Genomic DNA, 18,053 nt, shown 5'->3' on the forward strand with positions numbered 1-18,053 from the left:
GGCCAAAAAGGCGGTGAAGAAAAAGGTGGCGAAGAAGGCAGCTAAGAAGAAAGCGGCCAAGAAGACAGTGAAGAAAAAAGTCGCCAAGAAGGTTATGAAAAAGAAAGCGGCGAAGAAGGCTGCAAAGAAAGTGGCAAAGAAGAAGACAGTGAAGAAGAAAAAAGTTGCCAAGAAAGCGGCGAAGAAAAAGGCAGTGAAAAAGAAAAAGGTGGCGAAGAAGGCAGCCAAGAAAAAGGCAGTGAAGAAGAAAACGGCCAAGAAGAAAAAAGCCGGCAAGAAAAAAGCTCGCCGTTAATCACGGCCAGACAAAAAAGCCCGGGAAACCGGGCTTTTTTCTTGCCTGGAAGCGTCTGGACATCGACCCTGCCTTTGCTACTACTAGCCATAGACGCCGGGATTCAGTAATCTGGCCGCCGATAAATAATAAAGTATTGCGAGTTCGATCATGGCGGCAGCTGACAAACCATCACCACGTGGCCCGTTTCCTTTCACCCGCATGCGTCGCATGCGTCGTGACGAATTTTCCCGGCGCTTGATGCGCGAAAACGTCCTCACAGCCAACGACCTGATCCAGCCGGTATTCGTTATTGAGGGCGAAAATCAGACCGAGGCAGTGGTGTCCATGCCTGGTGTCGAGCGAATGAGTATTGATGTGCTGTGTGATTATGCCGAGCGCATTGATGGCCTGGGCGTTCCTGCCATGGCGTTGTTCCCGGTGGTGGGTGCTGATAAAAAATCCGATATGGCCGAGGAGGCCTTCAATCCCGATGGCCTGGCCCAGCGGGCAGTGCGCGCGATCAAGCAACGTGTTCCGGGCCTGGGTGTCATTACTGATGTGGCACTGGACCCGTTTACGTCTCATGGCCAGGACGGTTTGCTGGATGATGGTGGCTACGTCACCAACGACGAAACCGTCGAGGTGCTGGTCAAGCAAGCGCTGTCCCATGCCGAGGCCGGTGCTGACGTGGTGGCGCCATCAGACATGATGGACGGACGCATTGGCGCAATACGTCAGGCGCTTGAGCAAAAGAACTTCCGCAATACGCGCATTCTTGCTTATGCGGCCAAGTACGCATCATCTTACTATGGCCCGTTCCGCGATGCTGTAGGTTCAGCTGGCAATCTCGGCGGGGGCAACAAGTACAGCTACCAGATGGATCCGGCCAACAGCGATGAAGCCCTGCATGAAGTAGCTGCTGACCTTGCCGAAGGCGCGGACATGGTTATGGTCAAGCCGGGTATGCCGTACCTGGATATCGTGCGCCGGGTCAAGGAAACGTTTGCCGCGCCCACATATGTTTACCAGGTCAGCGGTGAATACGCCATGCTGAAGGCGGCAAGTCAGAACGGCTGGCTCGATGAGAAAGCCGTGGTCCTTGAGGCATTATTATCGATGAAACGTGCCGGTGCTGATGGCATTCTCACTTATTATGCGCACGACGTTGCGCAATGGCTGCAGGACACTGCCTAGCTGTCCAAGGTCAATGTTTGCACCGGGAAGGTGCGGGCAGAAGTTGAGCAAGTTACTGAAATTTAATAATTATAATTGGCCTGATTTTTTTTAAACTTTTTCTTGCATGACTCTTTTGTATCCGTATACTGCGCGCCAACGAAAGAGTCCAAAAGAAACAGGGTGCTGATAGGCAGCACCGGAAAAGGAGTTAAACATGCCAAGCTATATGCCGAATCTCTTCGGCCGTTCCCCCATCCGTCCACTCCAGGAACACATGTCCAAGGTTCACGCATGTGTATCCGAGCTCAATTCTCTCATTGATGCCGTGATCGCCAATGACCAGGAAAAGGTCGTCAGTATCCGCAAGGATATTGCCCGGCAGGAGCATGAAGCAGATGAACTGAAGTGGCAGTTGCGCCACCATTTGCCCACCGGATTGTTCATGCCGGTAGATCGTCGCGATCTGCTGGAAGTGCTCACCATGCAGGACAAGATCGCCAACCAGGCCAAGGATATTGCAGGTCTGGTAGTGGGTCGTCGCATGACTCTGCCAGAACCGATGCAAGCCTTGTTCAAAACCTTTGGCGAACGTTCTGTAGACGCAGTTGCCCAGGCGCTGGTCGTTATCAATGAGCTTGATGAACTGGTAGAAACCGGTTTTCGCGGTGTTGAAGTTGATCGCGTAGAGTCAATGATCAGTACGCTCAATGACATTGAGGGCGAAACCGACAAGTTGCAGGTTCAATTACGGGATATCCTGTTCGGTCTTGAAGATGATCTTCGCCCGACTGATGTCATGTTTACCTATCGCCTGATTGAAGGTGTTGGCAAGGTCGCGGATCTGGCCCAGCGTGTAGGCAGTCGCTTGCAGTTGCTGTTGGCACGTTAACCGGCGGAGACAGAATAATGGATCAATATACTCTTTATATTGCGCTCGCGGCTGCGTTCGGTTTGTTTATGGCCTGGGGTATCGGCGCCAACGACGTCGCCAATGCAATGGCCACCTCCGTTGGTTCCAAGGCGATCAGTGTTCGCACAGCAATCATTCTCGCTGCCATTTTTGAATTCGCCGGTGCCTTCCTGGCGGGCGGTGATGTTACCGGCACGATTCGCAAAGGTATTGTCGACACCAGCCATTTCACGGGAAATCCGGAGTTGTTGATATTTGGCATGCTCGCTGCCCTGTTGGCCTCCGGGGTGTGGTTGCTGGTGGCTTCACGCAATGGCTGGCCGGTTTCCACCACGCACACCATTGTTGGTGCAATAGTCGGTTTCGCTGCTGTAGGCGTTAGCGTCGATGCGGTGCAATGGACCAAGGTGGGCACGATTGTTATGAGCTGGGTGGTATCGCCGTTGCTGGCCGGTACCATTGCCTTTATCATTTTCCGTTCGATACAGAACCTGATTCTTGATACTGATAGACCCCTGCATAATGCCCGGAAGTACGGGCCTGGTTATATCTTCCTGGTTACTTTCGTTATTTCCTTGCTCACCATCAAGAAGGGACTGAAACATCTTAAGTTTGAAATCAGTTCGCTGGATGCGTTTGGGCTGTCCGTATTATTCGGTTTGGTCATATCGATTATTGGCTATTGGCTGATTCACCGGGTTAAGGCTGATCCGGAAGCGGAAAAACAGTTCCATTATGCCAGTGTCGAAAAGGTCTTTGCGGTTCTCATGGTGTTTACGGCTTCGTCCATGGCATTCGCGCATGGCTCCAATGACGTGGCCAATGCGGTCGGTCCCCTGGCGGCGGTAGTTAGTACGGCCAAGGCCATGGCGGCAGGCGTGGCCATTGGCAAGCAGAGTGCGCTGCCCGTCTGGATCTTGCTGTTGGGCGGTGGCGGTATCGTCCTGGGACTCGCAACCTATGGGTTTCAGGTAATGCGTACGGTCGGGCAGCGAATTACCGAGCTTACGCCTAGTCGCGGATTTTCTGCCGAGATGGCTGCCGCCAGTACCGTTGTACTTGCCTCGTTCACCGGTTTGCCGGTGTCTACTACCCATACGCTGGTGGGCGCGGTGCTGGGTGTTGGTTTCGCTCGAGGTATTGCGGCCCTCAACATGCGGGTTGTCGGCAATATCTTCATGTCCTGGGTGGTCACTTTGCCGGCCGGTGCCTTTATGGCCATCATCTTTTTCTACATGCTCAAGGGCATGTTCGGCTAACACACCCGTCCCGTACCGCTGGCGGCAGGTTTTTTCCTGTCGCCAGAACGGCTACACTCCAAGCTTACGATTCTTGCGCCTTTAGCCGGCTAGTTGCCGTATGGCGATCGGGCGGCGCTCGCTATAATCGCCGCCTTCGGAATCAAGTTTTTGAGAGGGCATTATGACCAAGAGTCATCGACCGACTGATATCAAGCTGCACCAGAAATCACACAAGCTGGAAATTGCCTTCGAAGATGGCAAGCACTTTGAGCTGCCGTGTGAATACCTGCGTGTCCATTCTCCGTCTGCCGAGGTGCAGGGTCACGGTCCCGGCCAGGAAATCCTCCAGCTGGGCAAGGAGAACGTCAACATCCAGGGGATAGAACCGGTGGGTAACTATGCAATTGCCCTGTTGTTTGATGACGGCCACGATTCCGGCATCTATTCATGGGAAACCCTGTATGATCTTGGCAGCAATTATGACGAGTACTGGGCCAAATACCTGAATCGACTGGAAGCGGCCGGCCACAAGCGCAAGGACGTCAGTTTTTCCTGAGGGGTAAATCATGGGTGAATCATCGCAGCATAAGACCACGCATTTCGGGTATCGTGACGTGCCTGAATCAGAGAAACAGCGCCTGGTGGGTGACGTGTTTCGATCGGTGGCCAGCAAGTACGATGTGATGAACGATCTGATGTCCATGGGTGTCCATCGCCTGTGGAAGCGTTTTGCCATTGACCAGGCCGGTGTGCGACCGGGCATGCGTGTGCTGGATCTTGCCGGCGGTACCGGTGACCTGGCGGTGCTGATGCACAGGCAAATGAAGGGGAAGGGCGAACTGGTGCTGGCGGATATCAATGATGCCATGCTGGAAGTAGGGCGTGATCGCTTGATGGACAAGGGTATTGCCGGCGCTGTTGAGTTTGTCCAGGCCAACGCCGAAGAGTTGCCGTTCCCGTCAGATCGCTTTGATGTTGTCACCATGGCCTTTGGCCTGCGCAATGTCACCCACAAGCAGCGTGCACTGGAATCTATTTTCCGCGTACTGAAGCCGGGCGGAAAGCTGCTGGTGCTGGAATTTTCCAAGCCGGTGGCACCCGGTCTCGACAAGATTTATGACGCCTACTCCTTCTCAATTTTGCCCAAACTGGGCAAGCTGGTTGCCAACGATGAGACAAGTTACCGTTACCTGGCCGAGTCTATTCGCAAGCATCCAGACCAGGAAACGCTCAAGGAAATGATGAGCCGCGCCGGGTTTGGTCGTGTCGACTACTTTAACCTGACAGGCGGCATTGTCGCCCTGCACAAGGCCTGGAAGATCCAGTAAACCCATGACTGAATCGCGTACGCCACCGCCGGTTATCACCTGGCTTGCCGAAGAAATGGTAAATCGCGTACTGCGCATGGACCCGCGCGCGCTGAACCAGCTTGCCGCGCTGGATGGCAAGGTGATCGCGGTCCAGTACCGCGATGAACATGGTAATGAGCTGACGCGATATATCCTCCCCTTTGGCGGCGGCTTGCGCATTCGTCGTGAATACGACGGTCGTGCAGATGTCACCATCGGCGGCAACCTGCCGGTCTACGTGCAAATGCTGTTCAAGGACGCCCTGCCGCAATCCATTGTCAATGCTGATATGCAGATTCGCGGTGACATCGACCTGGGCCAGAAATTCAAAAAAATACTCGAAGCGGTTGAGCCGGATTTCGAGGAAGCGCTGTCCCGCCACATTGGCGATATGGCTGCGCATCGGGTAGGTCGATTGCTGCGTGGCTGGCAGGATTTCAAATCCAGGGCAGGCAGAAAATTCGAACAGGACTTTGCCGACTACGCCCAGGAAGAGGCACGGCTGACACCTTTCAGGCACGAGGTCGACGGATTTCTTGAGGCCGTGGACGATATGCGTGACCGGGTTGATCGACTCGAACGACGCCTGCGTGCAATGAAAGGAACCACGTGAACCGCGTACAGAATTTGCGCCGGCTATTGCGTATTCACCGCGTCTTTGTTCGTCACGACCTGGACGAGTTTGTTTCCGCTGTTCACCTGTTTCGGCCATACCGCTGGTTCCTGCGACTGGCGCCGTGGCGCTGGGTACGCCTGGAGGCAAAAAAGCCGCGTGGTCAGCGTTTGCGCGAAGCCCTGGAAGAACTGGGTCCGATTTTCGTCAAGTTCGGCCAGACACTTTCCACCCGGCCTGACCTGTTGCCTGATGATATTGGCGAGCAGTTGGCCTATCTGCAGGACAGGGTGCCACCGTTTCCCGGTGACCAGGCGGTAGCGGAAATTGAAGCCGCTTTTGCTGAATCCCTGGAAACCCATTTTGCCGAGTTTGATCGCCAGCCAGTTGCCTCGGCGTCTGTGGCCCAGGTGCATTTTGCCCGGCTCCATGACGGCACCGAGGTAGCGGTCAAGGTATTGCGACCCGGCATTGAGCCGGTCATCAAGCGCGACCTTGAATTGCTCTATGCCCTGGCGCGACTGGCGCTGCGCTACTGGCCAACCGCCAGTCGTTTGCGCCCGGTTGAAGTGGTGGACGAGTTCGCCAAGACGCTGGCGGACGAGCTTGACCTGATGCGAGAGGCTGCCAACGCCAGCCAGTTGCGCGGTAATTTTGAAAATGATCCACGCATGTACGTGCCCCAGGTGTACTGGGACTACTGTCGTCAGAATGTCATGGTCATGGAGCGTATCCATGGCATTCCTATTAACGAGATGGACAAGTTGAGAACCGCCGGCGTTGACATGAAACAGCTGGCGCATAACGGCACCGAGATCTTTTTTACCCAGGCATTCCGTGACGGGTTTTTCCATGCCGATATGCATCCGGGCAACCTGTTTATTACCGAGGACGGCCAATACCGGGCCGTGGATTTCGGTATCATGGGCTCCCTGGGCGAGGCCGACAAACGCTACCTGGCGGAAAATTTTCTGGGTTTCTTTAACCGCGATTACCGTGCTGTTGCCGAAGCCCACTTGCGTGCGGGCTGGATCCCTCGTGAGACCCGTGTCGAGGATTTTGAGGCTGCCATCAGGGCAGTGTGCGAACCTATTTTTGCCAAGCCTATCAAGGACATTTCCTTTGGTCGCCTGCTAATGAACCTGTTCCGCACCGCCAGGCGCTTTAATATGGAAGTACAGCCGCAACTGGTGTTGCTGGAAAAAACCATGTTTCAGATCGAAGGGCTGGGTCGGAAGCTGTACCCGGATCTGGACCTTTGGGAAAGCGCCAAGCCCTACCTCGAATCATGGATGAAGGAGCAACTGGGCCCACGCGCGTTCCTGCGTACGGCACGAAAGGAAATGCCCAAGCTTTGGCAGTTGTTGCCTGAAATACCGGGTATGGCCAACGAAATTCTGCGTCGTGAATACCGGGGTGAGCGCATGCAGCAATGGCATTCAGAGGATTTTGAGCAACTGCGCCAGCAGCTGGTTTCAACCCAGAGAGGGCTGCGACGCATTCTGGCCAGCTCCGGTTTGCTGATCGCAGGCGTGCTGGCCCTGGGATTCGGTGTCATGTCTATCCCTTATCACCAGGTATTCTTTCTTTCCGGAGCAACGGCCAGCGCCGCAGGCTTGTTACTTCTCGTTTCCGGCCTGCTGGCGCGAAAACCTGATTAAATTGATCAGTTTGGTCGATAGCCGGGTCTAAATTGTATTCTGGCCGGAGCCGAATTCAGGTTATACTGAATCAGTTATTATTACTCAGAGGGTGCTGGCCAGTGAAAATCTCCGGCCACCAGGTGATTTCCGGTATCGGATTGGCGGGCGTGCTTGCCAGTGGCGCCGTATGCGCCGCAGAAAACTCACCCGGCATCCTGTTGTTTGGCTCCGCCCAGCAGTTACTCGCTTCCAACCAGGGCGTGCTTGCCGGCACCGAAAAGCCGGGGCAGCAGCCGGTTCCTGAAGAAATTCAGTCGTTTGAATCGTTGCGTAGCAAGAATTCCGACAAGGATGCCGAGGGTCGGTACAGCCTGTTTGGTTACCGCGGCGATCGAAACAGCTTCCTTGTGCCTCTGTACAAGGAGCAGGTGCAGACCCGTAAGGAAAAACACAGGTTGCTCGATGGCTGGGGCCTGAAATGGCAGCATACGCTGGAAGATGGCGACAGTTTCGCGCTGTCAGCCCACCGCAGTGACAACCTTTACCACGAAGCCGAAGATATTACTGGCAGCAGTTCCAGCACCATGGCCAGTTTTTCCTGGACCAGTCGCTGGCAGGGCGGCTACCGGCCCAGCCTGACCGGCAGCGTGTTTATCGGTGATGAAACCGGCGAAGCGACTGATGTCGCCGAATCGGTTACAGAGTTTGGTCGTCGCTATTACGGCATTAGTGTTGGTGGTGAGATGACATTGTTCCAGAGTCACACGCCTTATGTATCACTGAAGTTCCAGAAGAATCAGTATAACGAAGATGCGCTGGGTGCGGATTCCGGATTAAACAGCGTTGATACCAGTCATGTTCTGGATAGCGGGATCGACCCGCTTGCCGGTGCCGAAATGTTCTCCCGCCTGTCCGCTGGCTGGAACTGGCGCATTCGTTCAAACTGGAGCGTGACCGCCGAAGCCAACTACATCATGGAAAACAATGAGTACAACGGGAATGTCGATCAGGGCCAGATTTATTTCGGCACCAGGTTTGACTTTCGGTAGCCTATAAATTTGCCTGCACCGAATACAGAAAAAGGGCGGCTTATTGCCGCCCTTGATTATTGTAAAGCCCAATCAGAATATTTCTATCTTGCCTGACTGATCCTCGCTGTAAATGGGAATATAGGTTGCCCAGCCATTGGAGCGATCATCATCGGTAAACCAGATGCCATCCGGACCTGGTGCATCATGAGAGACAAAAGAGACAATATTGCCGTAGTCGTCATAATCAAATTTTGTGTATTGGGCAGGCGAGTCATCAGCAGTAAATGGCAAGCCATCCGGACCAAAATAGTTATAAAAATAATATACAGGCAAATCCTGGTCATTGTATTGAACATGCGAGTAGGCAGGCTGATAAGTGCCAGAAGGAAGATTGGTGTCATCATGAGTAAACCAGTTTCCATCTGCCCCGGCAGCCGTATAGGATAATTCCCGGGACATGTCACCATTGGAAGTATAATCGTAGGTTTGATAATTGGTGACCGTGTCATCCGCGTTATAGGCAATTCCGTCCGGGCCGGTCCAGTGCCCGATTCTTCTGGTCTGAAGATTGTCCCCGTTGTAGAGGTAATTGTAATAATAGGTAATGCCGTCTACATTGTTCCACAATCCGTCCAGGCCAACAGAGTAAACCAATTCTTCTCTTGTTAACACCTGGGTAGGCCCTGTGCTGAAATGCCTGTAAGTTTGATACCAGATCGGATCATCATTGGTTAGCCAGAGACCATCTGCGCCCGGACCATCTGCGCCCCAGTGCGCAGTTTCTTTTTCCAGGTTGCCGTTTGAATCAAAATAATAATAGTAGGAGTAATCCACTGTATCATCGTCGTTAAACCACAGGCCATCCGGTCCAGCATCAGTTCGATACGCTGCACTGACCATGGCACCATTCTGGTGACGGCGATATTCATAATAGGGCTGGCCAACATCATCGGCGGTGTCCCAGGTCCCATCGGCTCCGGCGTCGATGCGAAACTTGTTGTTTCGGTACCGGCCGCCATCAGAATCGATATACTCCACGGTATGCGTTCTGAAAATTACATCATCCGCCGTGTACCAGGCGTTATCAGCACCTTTTCCGGTATAATAAATGTAGCCAGTGTTGGTTTTGTCCGCGGCAATCTGGTAGGAGTACCAGCCTTCCAGTACGTCGTCGCTGGTCAGCCATATTCCATCAGGGCCCGGGGCATTGAACCGGTCAGCCCCGGTAAATGTGTATGTGTCATCCCAACGAAACTGCCGGTAAAAACTGGGCTGTTTTGTGACCGGATCATAGAACATATCTCGATAGACTATGCTTGCGTTGGGAATCAGGGGTGCGGTTGTAACATCTTCATCAGATTTTTCAGATATCCCGCATGCCGAGACCAGGGTGCTGACCATGGCTGCCAGGATTGCAGTTTTTCCGGAACCAGTTGAAATAGCTTTGGAATTATTTGAATTTGTCATGGTCGAATCTTCCTGTGTAGCGGTATCCCTGATTGTTGCTGATTGATGAGTAGTTTTCCAGAATTGAATGAATTCTATCAGGCTGTCCGATGTGGTCATTATTATAGGATTAGGTTGACGGCTGTTCCAGTTCCTGTCATTTTTCAATGAGTGGCAGTTTTCCGCCATCTATATAAGAACTTGTTAATTTTCTGAAGAACCGTTGTTTCGAAGGCAGAACAACCTTGCCAGCCGAGCCAGGTGATTTTCGAAACCTGAATTGTATGACGGGTACTGTTGAACAGGAGTGCTGATCAATGAACTACCTTGGAAGTCGTTACTTCCCGTTTTTTTTGTCTATGACTTTCTTTGTTGGCGGACCGGCGTTTGCAGAACAGGGCGAAAGCTGGGTTTTCGTTCCAAAGGTTTCGGCCAGCAAGAAACAGATGGAGTTTATCGACAAGACGGGAAGTGTCGATGTTGGAATCACCACGGTTACGGCCGAGCTGGCTTTCACGGCAGCCTACAAGCAGTTTTACATGTCGCTCAGTGCCGACGAATCGGTTAACAGTACCTATGAACTGGAAGCGGAGAGAGAGTTGCAGTCCAGTCGCCAGGATTACGCGTTGACGTTCGGCTATAACATTGCCGGTTTTAATATTTTTGCAGGTTACAAGGACGGCCAGTCAGAAATCTCTTCGAAGGAAATCTTTACCGGAGAACTGACTGACCTGACGTTTCGGGACAACGGCCCGTTCCTGGGGTTTAGTTACGGCTACCAGATGGACAAGTATGGCAGCATCGGAGCAAATGTCGCCTACGCCGCGATGGCGGGACAGCTTATCAGGGGCAGCTCGGTCTCACCGTTTATACTGAATCTGGATGGCGATACCAGTGGTGTGAGTTACGGGCTGTATTGGTCGGTACCGGTTAATGACAGCCAGGTGTTTTCGGCAAATCTCAAATCCCACCGCTACCAGTTCAGCAGTGATTTGATTGATTACGAGCAGAATTTCGACATTTTGTCCTTGTCTCTTTCCTCCTATTTTTAGCCGTTTGACCGGCCCGGCCCGGGACGGCCGGGGCCGGGTGACCGACCCGCGCCCGGTCGGCGATGCCCATTTGTTACGCGTGTCACAAATTCGCAGATTCACAGCCAAAATCCAGCCAGTAAATGTTACCCGGTCTGAACGTGCTGCTATAATTCAGAATCAAACCGGGTGGTCGGCCCCTTTCTTGCCGGCGTACTTGCTCGTCAACCCGGGTAGACCGGGACCGGATCGGGAAATTGTGGATCATGGCACAGGATAATTACGAAAAAACCGCCATCATGTTCGCTGATGTGGAAGGCAGTACGCGCCTGTACGAAAGACTGGGCGATATCGCCGCCCAAAAGAGTATTGAATATTGCCTGTCACGAATGGCTGATGTGATCCAGTCGCACAAGGGGACTGTTATTAAAACGATCGGCGATGAGATCATGTGCCGATTTGCCACCGAGGACGAGGCCGTCGGTGCGGCCTGTGCACTGCAGGAATCCATGGAATTACCGGCGCCGGAAGGCATTACCATGCCGGCGATTCGCATTGGCTTGCACTACGGGCTGGTGGTCAACAAGGATGGCGATATTTTTGGTGATGCGGTCAATGTCGCGGCGCGCATGGCCTCCATCGCCAAGGGCAAGCAAATAATCACTACGCAGGACACCATCGTCAATCTCAAGGGTGCCAACGCAACAAAGGCCCGGGAGTTTGATCGCGCAATGGTCAAGGGCAAGGCTGAGGAAATCACTATCTACGAGGTCTTGTGGAATGAAGAAAATGTTACCCGGATGCAGACAGCATCATCGCTGGCTGCCATTGCGACAGCATCGACACTTACATTAAGCTACCAGGGGAAAGACTACGAGCTGAATGCCAAGTCACCTGACGTGGTTATGGGTCGTGACGAACGTTGCACCATCCGCGTTGACAGCAACTTCGCCTCGCGGGTTCATGCCCGTGTCGAGTATCGTCGTGGCAAGTTTGTGCTTATTGATCAAAGCACCAACGGTACTTATGTGGATACCGGTCAGGGCGAGCCAATTTATATTCGACGCGAGGAGTTGCCATTGATGAGCAGCGGGGCAATCTGCCTGGGCGAGCCGACCCGGGAGGATGCTCCCCACCTCATAAGGTACCGCGCCGGATAAACGAACTTATTATAAAGGCTGGGGAGCAGGCAGGATTCTTATGGCACAGGCGGATATCGAAATTACGATTCCCGGATACCGGATAATCAACCAATTGGGACGCGGTGGCATGGCGGTGGTTTATCTCGCCATCCAGGAATCGGTCGAACGCAAGATCGCACTCAAGGTAATGTTACATGCATTGGGTGCCGACCCGACATTCAGCGAGCGATTCCTGCGCGAAGCCCGAATTGTTGCCCAGCTTTCCCATCCTAATATTGTTGCCGTATATGATGTCGGTGTTCATGACAATAATCATTTTATTGCCATGGAGTTTCATGAGGGCGGCGAGCTCAAGGACCGCATCAAGACCGGCCTGGCACTCTCCGAGGTCTTGCGCATCACCAAGCAAATGGCGTCCGCGCTGGATTTTGCCCACAACAAGGGTTATGTACATCGTGACATCAAGCCTGAGAACGTCCTGTTCAAAAGTACTGGCGACATAGTTATATCCGACTTTGGTATTGCCCGTGCCAGTAACAGCAATACACACATGACTGCAACCGGCTCGGTAATTGGTACACCGCATTACATGAGTCCGGAACAGGCGCAAGGCAAGGACCTGGACGGTCGCTCTGACCTGTACAGTCTCGGTATTGTCTTTTTCGAGATGCTCTGCGGCGTTGTTCCGTTCAAGGGTGATTCGGCCCTGTCGGTTGGTATCAAGCACCTGCGTGACCCGATTCCTCGTCTTCCGGGTCAGTACAGCATGTTCCAGACCGTGCTCGACAAGATGATCGCCAAGGATCCTGAAGACCGTTGGCAAACGGGCGCCGATATCGTCAAGACAGTTGAAATGCTCGAATTGCAGCTGGGTGATATGGCCGGTGAAGTGACATCGCAGAATATGGCCATCACCGAGGATGATCTTGGTGCGACGGTGATCACCACCCAGGTAGGCGGCAAGACAGTCAGTGCCAGGACCATGGTTACACCACCACCTTCCGCCGGCGCCAAATCCGCCGGTGGCGGAATGAAGTGGGTGGCCAGTATTGTTTTGCTGGCCGGTCTTGGTGGTGCCGGTTATTACTACCTTAATTTCATCAAACCGGTAACACCACAGCCGGTAGCGGCAGTTGCGCCGGTGGAAAAAACGACAACCATTACCCGCGAAGTTATTGATCCCAAGGCGACGGAAGAAACCAAGAAAGCGCTGGCGGAAATCGAGGCAGAAAAACAACGCTTGGCCGACTTGCGCAAGCAGGAGGAGTTGCGCCAACAGCAGCTCGATGATCGGCGCCAGCAGGATGATGAGCGCAAACAGAAACAGGCTGCGGAACGTGAACAGCAACTGGCTCTGAAGCAGCAGCGCGAAGATGCAAAAAAAGCCGAAGTGCGCCAGCTCGACCAATTGATCAGTCAGGCTGATGACTACCTGTCACCACATCGGTTGAGTGGAGGTCGAATCGAGCAGGCGAGAGAGTCATTTCGCAAGGCCGCGAGAATCAATCCGAGCGACCCAAGAGTCGCTGATGGTGATCGAAGAGTGGCCGATGCCTACTTGCGCCTGGCAACCGACCTTACTGACAAGAAGGATTACGGTGGAGCCAAGAGCCTGATCGCCAGCGGGCTCGCTATTGTGCCTCAGCATTCACGGTTGCTGGATCTCCAGGCTTATATTGAAAAGCAGGAAAAGCCGACCAAGCGACGCAACTTCGGCGGGTTCTAGGGATGTGCATGCCCGGGCACAGAATCCCGTGATTCACCGTTCCCGGTCAGCAGCTTAACCCCAGTCCAGGCGCTTGCTGAACACAGCGGTTTGTCCACGCTCCTGGTAGCCCAGAGACGGGTAGAATCCACGCTTGTAGGATTCGCGTTCTCGACCGTTCATGACAGTAATGCGGAAACATTTTTGCTGGGCGGCCTCGGCTTCGATGGCTGTCATCAGCGCCTGGCCAACGCCTGAGCCACGATGATTCTCGTCAACGAACACTTCGCTGATCATCATTTCCCGGCCGGCAAACAGCAGGTAGGTAATGGTTTCGCCGTGGATGTAGCCGATAACACGCTTGTTGACTTCAGCGACCAAAAGTAATGCATTTTCCTCGGTAATCAGTTCCTGCAGGCGTTGTCGCAGCGTACTGCCGTCGGCCTTGAATGCAGGGTTCCAGCCCAGTTCCTTGTGCAGGTACATTACTGCCTCTATGTCACCGGGAGTTAGCGGGCGAATGCGGATTTTCTTTTTCTTTTCTGTCATGTCGTATTACCGTTTGTGAGTTCCTGTGTGTAATCAATTATCGAGTTGTCCCGGTTGCGGGGTCAGCGTACCAGACCGGCTTCGACCTTGTCGCGAATATCCCGGCCTTCAAGTTTCTCTATTAATGTTAGCGCGAAGTCCATGGCAGTGCCCGGTCCGCGCGACGTGATGACTTTACCGGCCTCTTCAACGGCGGTGCCAGTGACAGTGACGGATTCAAAATCCCCGGTCTGGAAAGTGCCTGGATAGCAGGTAACCTTGTTATTGGTCAGTATACCGGCGCTGGCCAGCACTTTGGGCGCCGCGCAAATGGCGGACACATATTTGTCATCGGCAGCCATGGACTGTACCAGCCCGGTTATGCGTGGATCCTTTTCAAGGTGGGTTGCGCCGGGTTGGCCGCCCGGCAATACCAGCATATCGTATTCAAATGCCAGCGCCTCATCGAGTGTCATGGACGGTTGCAGCTGTGCGCCACGACTGGCTTTCACCAGGCCGGGTACCAGCCCGGCAGTGACAACCTTGATCCCGGCACGGGTCAGTAGGTCGGTGATAGTGATGGCTTCGAGTTCTTCGAAACCTTCGGCAAGCGGGACGAGGACGGTAGCCATGCGGGTTGCTCCTCTGTGGTATTTGTCTGTGTAGCCCTGGTCAGGGTCAGCATCTGTTTCAGGCTGACAAGTGTAACGCCTTCCTTGTCCAGTGTAGACAGCCGTCGTTCCAGCACGTCCATGGTTTCCGGGTAGGGGTGGCCGATGCCAATTGCATGGCCGCGACGACGGGCGATACGAAGCAGTTGATCAAACTGGCGCTGGATGGCGTCATGACTGGCGGTGTTGTCGAGAAACACGTCGCGCTCAAGCGTGGGAATGGTAAACCGCCTGGCAACGCTTGCGGCAACGCTGCGTGGACTGGTTACCGAGTCAATAAATACCAGGCCCTGGTGTCCACGCATGGCTTCCATAACCGCGGCCATGGCCCGGCCGTCAGTAGTCAGCGCGCTTCCCATGTGATTGTTCATGCCCATGACATGAGGCACGGATTGCAGGTTGTAGGCGAGGGTAATGGCAATTTCCAGGTCCGGCATCGAAGCCAGTATTTTACCCGGCCCCGGGTCCTTGTCCTGCAGCGTTGACTCCATGGGCTGATGCAATATCACTTCTTTGCCCTGCCTGTGTGCCAGCTCGGCGAGCGCGGTGCTGTGCATGCCATGGGGCAGGACGGCACATACAACCGGTCCGGGCAGCCGTGCTGCACGCTCGCCTTCCCGGGGCCTGTGCCCGAGGTCGTCGATGATTATGCTGATGGAGGCACTGAACCCGGTTACCGGAACCAGGGAAAGAAAAATGGCGGCAACGAATTGCCGCCATGGATGGGTCATCAGGAAGTTAGCCTTGTTTGAAGACATTGATACCTTTTAACAGGTTGAGCGCTTCACCAAGCTGGAAGTCTTCATCGGCAGCGTTGCTGTTTGCATCCTTGTTGCCGTCTTTGGATGTGCCTTCTTTCCCCGGGTTATTGCCATTGCTCAGGTGCCCGCTGAGATCAGCTTCACTCAGGCGCTTGATGTTTTCGGTTCGTGTCAGTGTGGCCTGTTCACTGATAATGTCGGGAACAATGCCGGTGGCCTGGATTGAGCGACCCTTGGGCGTGAAGTAACGTGCCGTGGTCAGCTTCAGCGCGGTACCGCGACTCATGGGCAGGATGGTCTGGACCGAGCCCTTACCGAAGGTCTTGGTGCCAAGAATGATGGCGCGATTGTGATCCTGCAGCGCCCCGGCCACAATTTCCGATGCCGATGCTGAGCCGCCATTGACCAGGACAACCATTGGTGCGCCGTTGAGAATATCGTTAGGCGTGGCGCTATAGCGCAACTTGGAATCCGAGGCACGGCCTTCGGTATAGACAATCAGTCCGGATTTCAGGAAAGCATCACTGATGCTGACAGCGGCCGGCAGCACGCCACCGGGGTTATTGCGCAAGTCCAGGATCAGCCCCTTGAGATCACCCTTGGCTTCCTTCTTAAGGTTACTGATTGCAGATACCAGCGCCTTGGCAGAGTTGGCCTGGAATGCGGTCACGCGGGTATAACCATAGCCGGGTTCAAGCATGCGGCTCTTCACACTTTGAATCTTGATGACGGCGCGAACCAGGGTGAATTCCAGCGGTTTGCCTTCACCTTCTCGAGCCACGGTCAGGGTAATCCGGGTTCCGACCTTGCCGCGCATGTGTTTGACCGCATCAGAAAGACTCATGCCTTTCACCGCGGTGTCGTTGAGTCTGATGATCAGGTCACCGGCTTTCAGGCCGGCGCGCTCTGCTGGCGTATCCTCGATGGGGGACACCACCTTGACGAAACCGTCGTCCATGGTGACCTCAATGCCGAGACCGCCAAATTCACCCTCGGTGCCAATACGCATTTCCTTGTAGCTTTCCTGGTCGAGGAAAGAAGAATGTGGGTCGAGATTGGTGAGCATGCCCTGAACCGCGTTTTTCAGCAGCTGCTTGTCCTCCACATCCTCGACGTAATCACTCTTGATGCGGTTGAACACCTCGGTAAAAGTGCGCAGGTCTTCCAGTGGCAGCGGTTCAATTTTTTTCTCGCTGCGCTTGGCCAGGGCCGTGTGATCCAGGCTGGCGCCGATACCGATAGCGATACCGGTAATCAGGATAAGTGCATAGCGTGCGGTCATTCCCATTCCTCGTTACTCCGTCAAAACGCCTTCCCCGTCAGTGTAGTTTGCACCAACGCATCGGGTCTTGTGGCTTTCCGTTATATCGGATTTCAAAATATAGTCCGGGGCGGGGAGGGTTGCCGGTGTTGCCGCTGACAGCAATGGTCTCGTTGGCCTCCACCCAGTCGCCGACCCCTTTAAAGAGGCTCTCGTTGTGGCCGTATAATGTCATATAGCCGTCACCATGTTCCAGTATCAAGAGCAGCCCAAAACCACGCAACCAGTCCGCGTAGGCAACGCGGCCGCGAAACGGGGCTTGCACGGGCGTACCCGTGCGCGCCTGAATAAACACACCTTTCCAGCGTAAATCGCCCGCGCCCTTGGATTCGCCAAAGCGAGAATCCGGTCGACCCTTTAAGGGTAGACGCATTTTCTGCCGGGCGCTGGCAAATCGGGCACTATCACCCAGAGAGGCAGGGATATCGGACAAGATGCCTTGCAGCTGCTGTAGCAGCGATTCCAGTTCCTGTTCATTGCGGCGCAGTCGTTGAAGTGTTTGCTCCTGGCCACTGATATCCCGCTTCAGGCTGGCGAGCACGATATTGCGCTGCTCGCGGGCGCCGGACAGAGCGGTGTTTTGTTCCATTTGCCGGTTTTTCAGGGTGTTGAGCTGTATTTGCTTGTCCTGGATAGCGGATGTGGTCCGATCCAGGCGCGTCAGTTGTACATTGACGGCACCGATTTGCTGTTGCCGCGACTCGCTGAAGTAACGGTTATAGGTCATGACCCGGGTCAATGTCTCCGGCCGCGATTGGTTGAGCAGCAGCTTGATGGTCGGCTGGCGCCCGGACAGGTAAGCCGAGCGGATCTGTTGTGCCAACCTGTCCTTGTGTTGCTGCAATTGGCCATCGAGCTGCTTCTGTTCGTGTTGCAGGTCGACGATCTTTTTGCGGGTTTTCTGCAGCGACTGGTCAGTCAGGCGTATCTGGCGTCGAATGTTGCCAATTTCTTTTTCGGTGCGCCGTTGTTCTCGTGTCTCGTGGCTGTACTGACTGCGATTTTGCTGCAAGTTCTGCTGCAGTGCCTCAATGCGCTGGCGCAGCCTGGTCAGTTCGGCGGCCTTGTCGGTTTGTTCATCGGCGAAGCTGACACTGAAAATCGGTGTGACAAGTGAAAGCAGGACAATATGGCGCAGCAGCATGATTCTCATGGTACCCGGTCAGCGCCGGCTTGAGTACCCACGACGGCCCGGGCCGTCGTCACTT

Annotated in this window: 17 protein-coding genes; 11 read left to right on the forward strand and 6 right to left on the reverse strand. The window is 54.2% G+C overall.

Going from position 1 to position 18,053, the window contains the following annotated elements:
- Positions 1-445 precede the first annotated feature (445 nt).
- From hemB to OEZ10_06545, 8 genes are all read left to right on the forward strand, one after another.
- Positions 446-1,471: a porphobilinogen synthase gene (gene hemB, locus OEZ10_06510; GenBank protein ID MDH5632634.1), complete on the forward strand. Its 1,026-nt coding sequence runs from the start codon at positions 446-448 to the stop codon at positions 1,469-1,471.
- 196 nt (positions 1,472-1,667) lie between these two features.
- Positions 1,668-2,342 carry a TIGR00153 family protein gene (locus tag OEZ10_06515; GenBank protein MDH5632635.1) on the forward strand — a complete coding sequence of 225 codons (675 nt, stop codon included), beginning with the start codon at positions 1,668-1,670 and terminating at the stop codon, positions 2,340-2,342.
- A gap of 17 nt (positions 2,343-2,359) precedes the next feature.
- Positions 2,360-3,622: an inorganic phosphate transporter gene (locus OEZ10_06520; protein ID MDH5632636.1), complete on the forward strand. Its 1,263-nt coding sequence runs from the start codon at positions 2,360-2,362 to the stop codon at positions 3,620-3,622.
- A gap of 163 nt (positions 3,623-3,785) precedes the next feature.
- Positions 3,786-4,160, forward strand: coding sequence for a DUF971 domain-containing protein (locus tag OEZ10_06525; protein ID MDH5632637.1), 375 nt, complete (start codon positions 3,786-3,788; stop codon positions 4,158-4,160).
- 10 nt (positions 4,161-4,170) lie between these two features.
- A complete protein-coding gene (gene ubiE / locus OEZ10_06530; GenBank protein ID MDH5632638.1) occupies positions 4,171-4,932 on the forward strand; it encodes a bifunctional demethylmenaquinone methyltransferase/2-methoxy-6-polyprenyl-1,4-benzoquinol methylase UbiE in 762 nt (253 codons plus the stop codon).
- Between the two features lie 4 nt (positions 4,933-4,936).
- The gene (locus OEZ10_06535; protein ID MDH5632639.1) at positions 4,937-5,566 is read left to right on the forward strand and encodes an SCP2 sterol-binding domain-containing protein; all 630 of its coding nucleotides are present in this window, start codon (positions 4,937-4,939) and stop codon (positions 5,564-5,566) included.
- The gene (gene ubiB, locus OEZ10_06540; GenBank protein MDH5632640.1) at positions 5,563-7,227 is read left to right on the forward strand and encodes a ubiquinone biosynthesis regulatory protein kinase UbiB; all 1,665 of its coding nucleotides are present in this window, start codon (positions 5,563-5,565) and stop codon (positions 7,225-7,227) included. The genes OEZ10_06535 and ubiB overlap by 4 nt, the downstream gene beginning before the upstream one ends.
- A 101-nt stretch (positions 7,228-7,328) precedes the next feature.
- Entirely contained in the window at positions 7,329-8,258 is a 930-nt protein-coding gene (locus OEZ10_06545) for a BamA/TamA family outer membrane protein (GenBank protein MDH5632641.1), read from the forward strand.
- A gap of 72 nt (positions 8,259-8,330) precedes the next feature.
- On the opposite strand, the gene OEZ10_06550 is transcribed toward OEZ10_06545, so the two are convergent.
- The gene (locus tag OEZ10_06550; protein ID MDH5632642.1) at positions 8,331-9,707 is read right to left on the reverse strand and encodes a hypothetical protein; all 1,377 of its coding nucleotides are present in this window, start codon (positions 9,705-9,707) and stop codon (positions 8,331-8,333) included.
- Between the two features lie 296 nt (positions 9,708-10,003).
- On the opposite strand from OEZ10_06550, the gene OEZ10_06555 reads away from it, so the two are divergent.
- From OEZ10_06555 to OEZ10_06565, 3 genes are all read left to right on the forward strand, one after another.
- Positions 10,004-10,738 carry a hypothetical protein gene (locus OEZ10_06555; protein MDH5632643.1) on the forward strand — a complete coding sequence of 245 codons (735 nt, stop codon included), beginning with the start codon at positions 10,004-10,006 and terminating at the stop codon, positions 10,736-10,738.
- Positions 10,739-10,983: 245 nt separating this feature from the next.
- Positions 10,984-11,877 carry an adenylate/guanylate cyclase domain-containing protein gene (locus tag OEZ10_06560; GenBank protein ID MDH5632644.1) on the forward strand — a complete coding sequence of 298 codons (894 nt, stop codon included), beginning with the start codon at positions 10,984-10,986 and terminating at the stop codon, positions 11,875-11,877.
- A gap of 40 nt (positions 11,878-11,917) precedes the next feature.
- Positions 11,918-13,585 carry a protein kinase gene (locus tag OEZ10_06565; protein ID MDH5632645.1) on the forward strand — a complete coding sequence of 556 codons (1,668 nt, stop codon included), beginning with the start codon at positions 11,918-11,920 and terminating at the stop codon, positions 13,583-13,585.
- 54 nt (positions 13,586-13,639) lie between these two features.
- Here the strand turns inward: OEZ10_06565 and OEZ10_06570 are convergent, their stop codons facing one another.
- From OEZ10_06570 to OEZ10_06590, 5 genes are all read right to left on the reverse strand, one after another.
- The gene (locus OEZ10_06570; protein MDH5632646.1) at positions 13,640-14,113 is read right to left on the reverse strand and encodes a GNAT family N-acetyltransferase; all 474 of its coding nucleotides are present in this window, start codon (positions 14,111-14,113) and stop codon (positions 13,640-13,642) included.
- Positions 14,114-14,175: 62 nt separating this feature from the next.
- A complete protein-coding gene (locus OEZ10_06575) occupies positions 14,176-14,724 on the reverse strand; it encodes a DJ-1/PfpI family protein (protein ID MDH5632647.1) in 549 nt (182 codons plus the stop codon).
- Positions 14,652-15,521: a divergent polysaccharide deacetylase family protein gene (locus tag OEZ10_06580; protein ID MDH5632648.1), complete on the reverse strand. Its 870-nt coding sequence runs from the start codon at positions 15,519-15,521 to the stop codon at positions 14,652-14,654. Before OEZ10_06580 ends, OEZ10_06575 begins: the two co-directional genes overlap by 73 nt.
- Entirely contained in the window at positions 15,502-16,812 is a 1,311-nt protein-coding gene (locus OEZ10_06585) for a S41 family peptidase (GenBank protein ID MDH5632649.1), read from the reverse strand. Before OEZ10_06585 ends, OEZ10_06580 begins: the two co-directional genes overlap by 20 nt.
- Before the next feature lie 31 nt (positions 16,813-16,843).
- Positions 16,844-17,998 carry a peptidoglycan DD-metalloendopeptidase family protein gene (locus OEZ10_06590; protein MDH5632650.1) on the reverse strand — a complete coding sequence of 385 codons (1,155 nt, stop codon included), beginning with the start codon at positions 17,996-17,998 and terminating at the stop codon, positions 16,844-16,846.
- Positions 17,999-18,053 lie beyond the last annotated feature (55 nt).

The sequence above is a fragment of the Gammaproteobacteria bacterium genome (assembly GCA_029880545.1).
Taxonomy (GTDB): Bacteria; Pseudomonadota; Gammaproteobacteria; order Acidiferrobacterales; family SZUA-150; genus JAOUOD01.

Bases quoted from the DNA above. Each gene is read 5' to 3' on its own strand.
- hemB (MDH5632634.1), top strand. From the start codon at position 446: ATGGCGGCAGCTGACAAACCATCACCACGTGGCCCGTTTCCTTTCACC.
- OEZ10_06515 (MDH5632635.1), top strand. From the start codon at position 1,668: ATGCCAAGCTATATGCCGAATCTCTTCGGCCGTTCCCCCATCCGTCCA.
- OEZ10_06520 (MDH5632636.1), top strand. From the start codon at position 2,360: ATGGATCAATATACTCTTTATATTGCGCTCGCGGCTGCGTTCGGTTTG.
- OEZ10_06525 (MDH5632637.1), top strand. From the start codon at position 3,786: ATGACCAAGAGTCATCGACCGACTGATATCAAGCTGCACCAGAAATCA.
- ubiE (MDH5632638.1), top strand. From the start codon at position 4,171: ATGGGTGAATCATCGCAGCATAAGACCACGCATTTCGGGTATCGTGAC.
- OEZ10_06535 (MDH5632639.1), top strand. From the start codon at position 4,937: ATGACTGAATCGCGTACGCCACCGCCGGTTATCACCTGGCTTGCCGAA.
- OEZ10_06550 (MDH5632642.1), bottom strand. From the start codon at position 9,707: ATGACAAATTCAAATAATTCCAAAGCTATTTCAACTGGTTCCGGAAAA.
- OEZ10_06555 (MDH5632643.1), top strand. From the start codon at position 10,004: ATGAACTACCTTGGAAGTCGTTACTTCCCGTTTTTTTTGTCTATGACT.
- OEZ10_06560 (MDH5632644.1), top strand. From the start codon at position 10,984: ATGGCACAGGATAATTACGAAAAAACCGCCATCATGTTCGCTGATGTG.
- OEZ10_06565 (MDH5632645.1), top strand. From the start codon at position 11,918: ATGGCACAGGCGGATATCGAAATTACGATTCCCGGATACCGGATAATC.
- OEZ10_06570 (MDH5632646.1), bottom strand. From the start codon at position 14,113: ATGACAGAAAAGAAAAAGAAAATCCGCATTCGCCCGCTAACTCCCGGT.
- OEZ10_06575 (MDH5632647.1), bottom strand. From the start codon at position 14,724: ATGGCTACCGTCCTCGTCCCGCTTGCCGAAGGTTTCGAAGAACTCGAA.
- OEZ10_06580 (MDH5632648.1), bottom strand. From the start codon at position 15,521: ATGTCTTCAAACAAGGCTAACTTCCTGATGACCCATCCATGGCGGCAA.
- OEZ10_06585 (MDH5632649.1), bottom strand. From the start codon at position 16,812: ATGGGAATGACCGCACGCTATGCACTTATCCTGATTACCGGTATCGCT.
- OEZ10_06590 (MDH5632650.1), bottom strand. From the start codon at position 17,998: ATGAGAATCATGCTGCTGCGCCATATTGTCCTGCTTTCACTTGTCACA.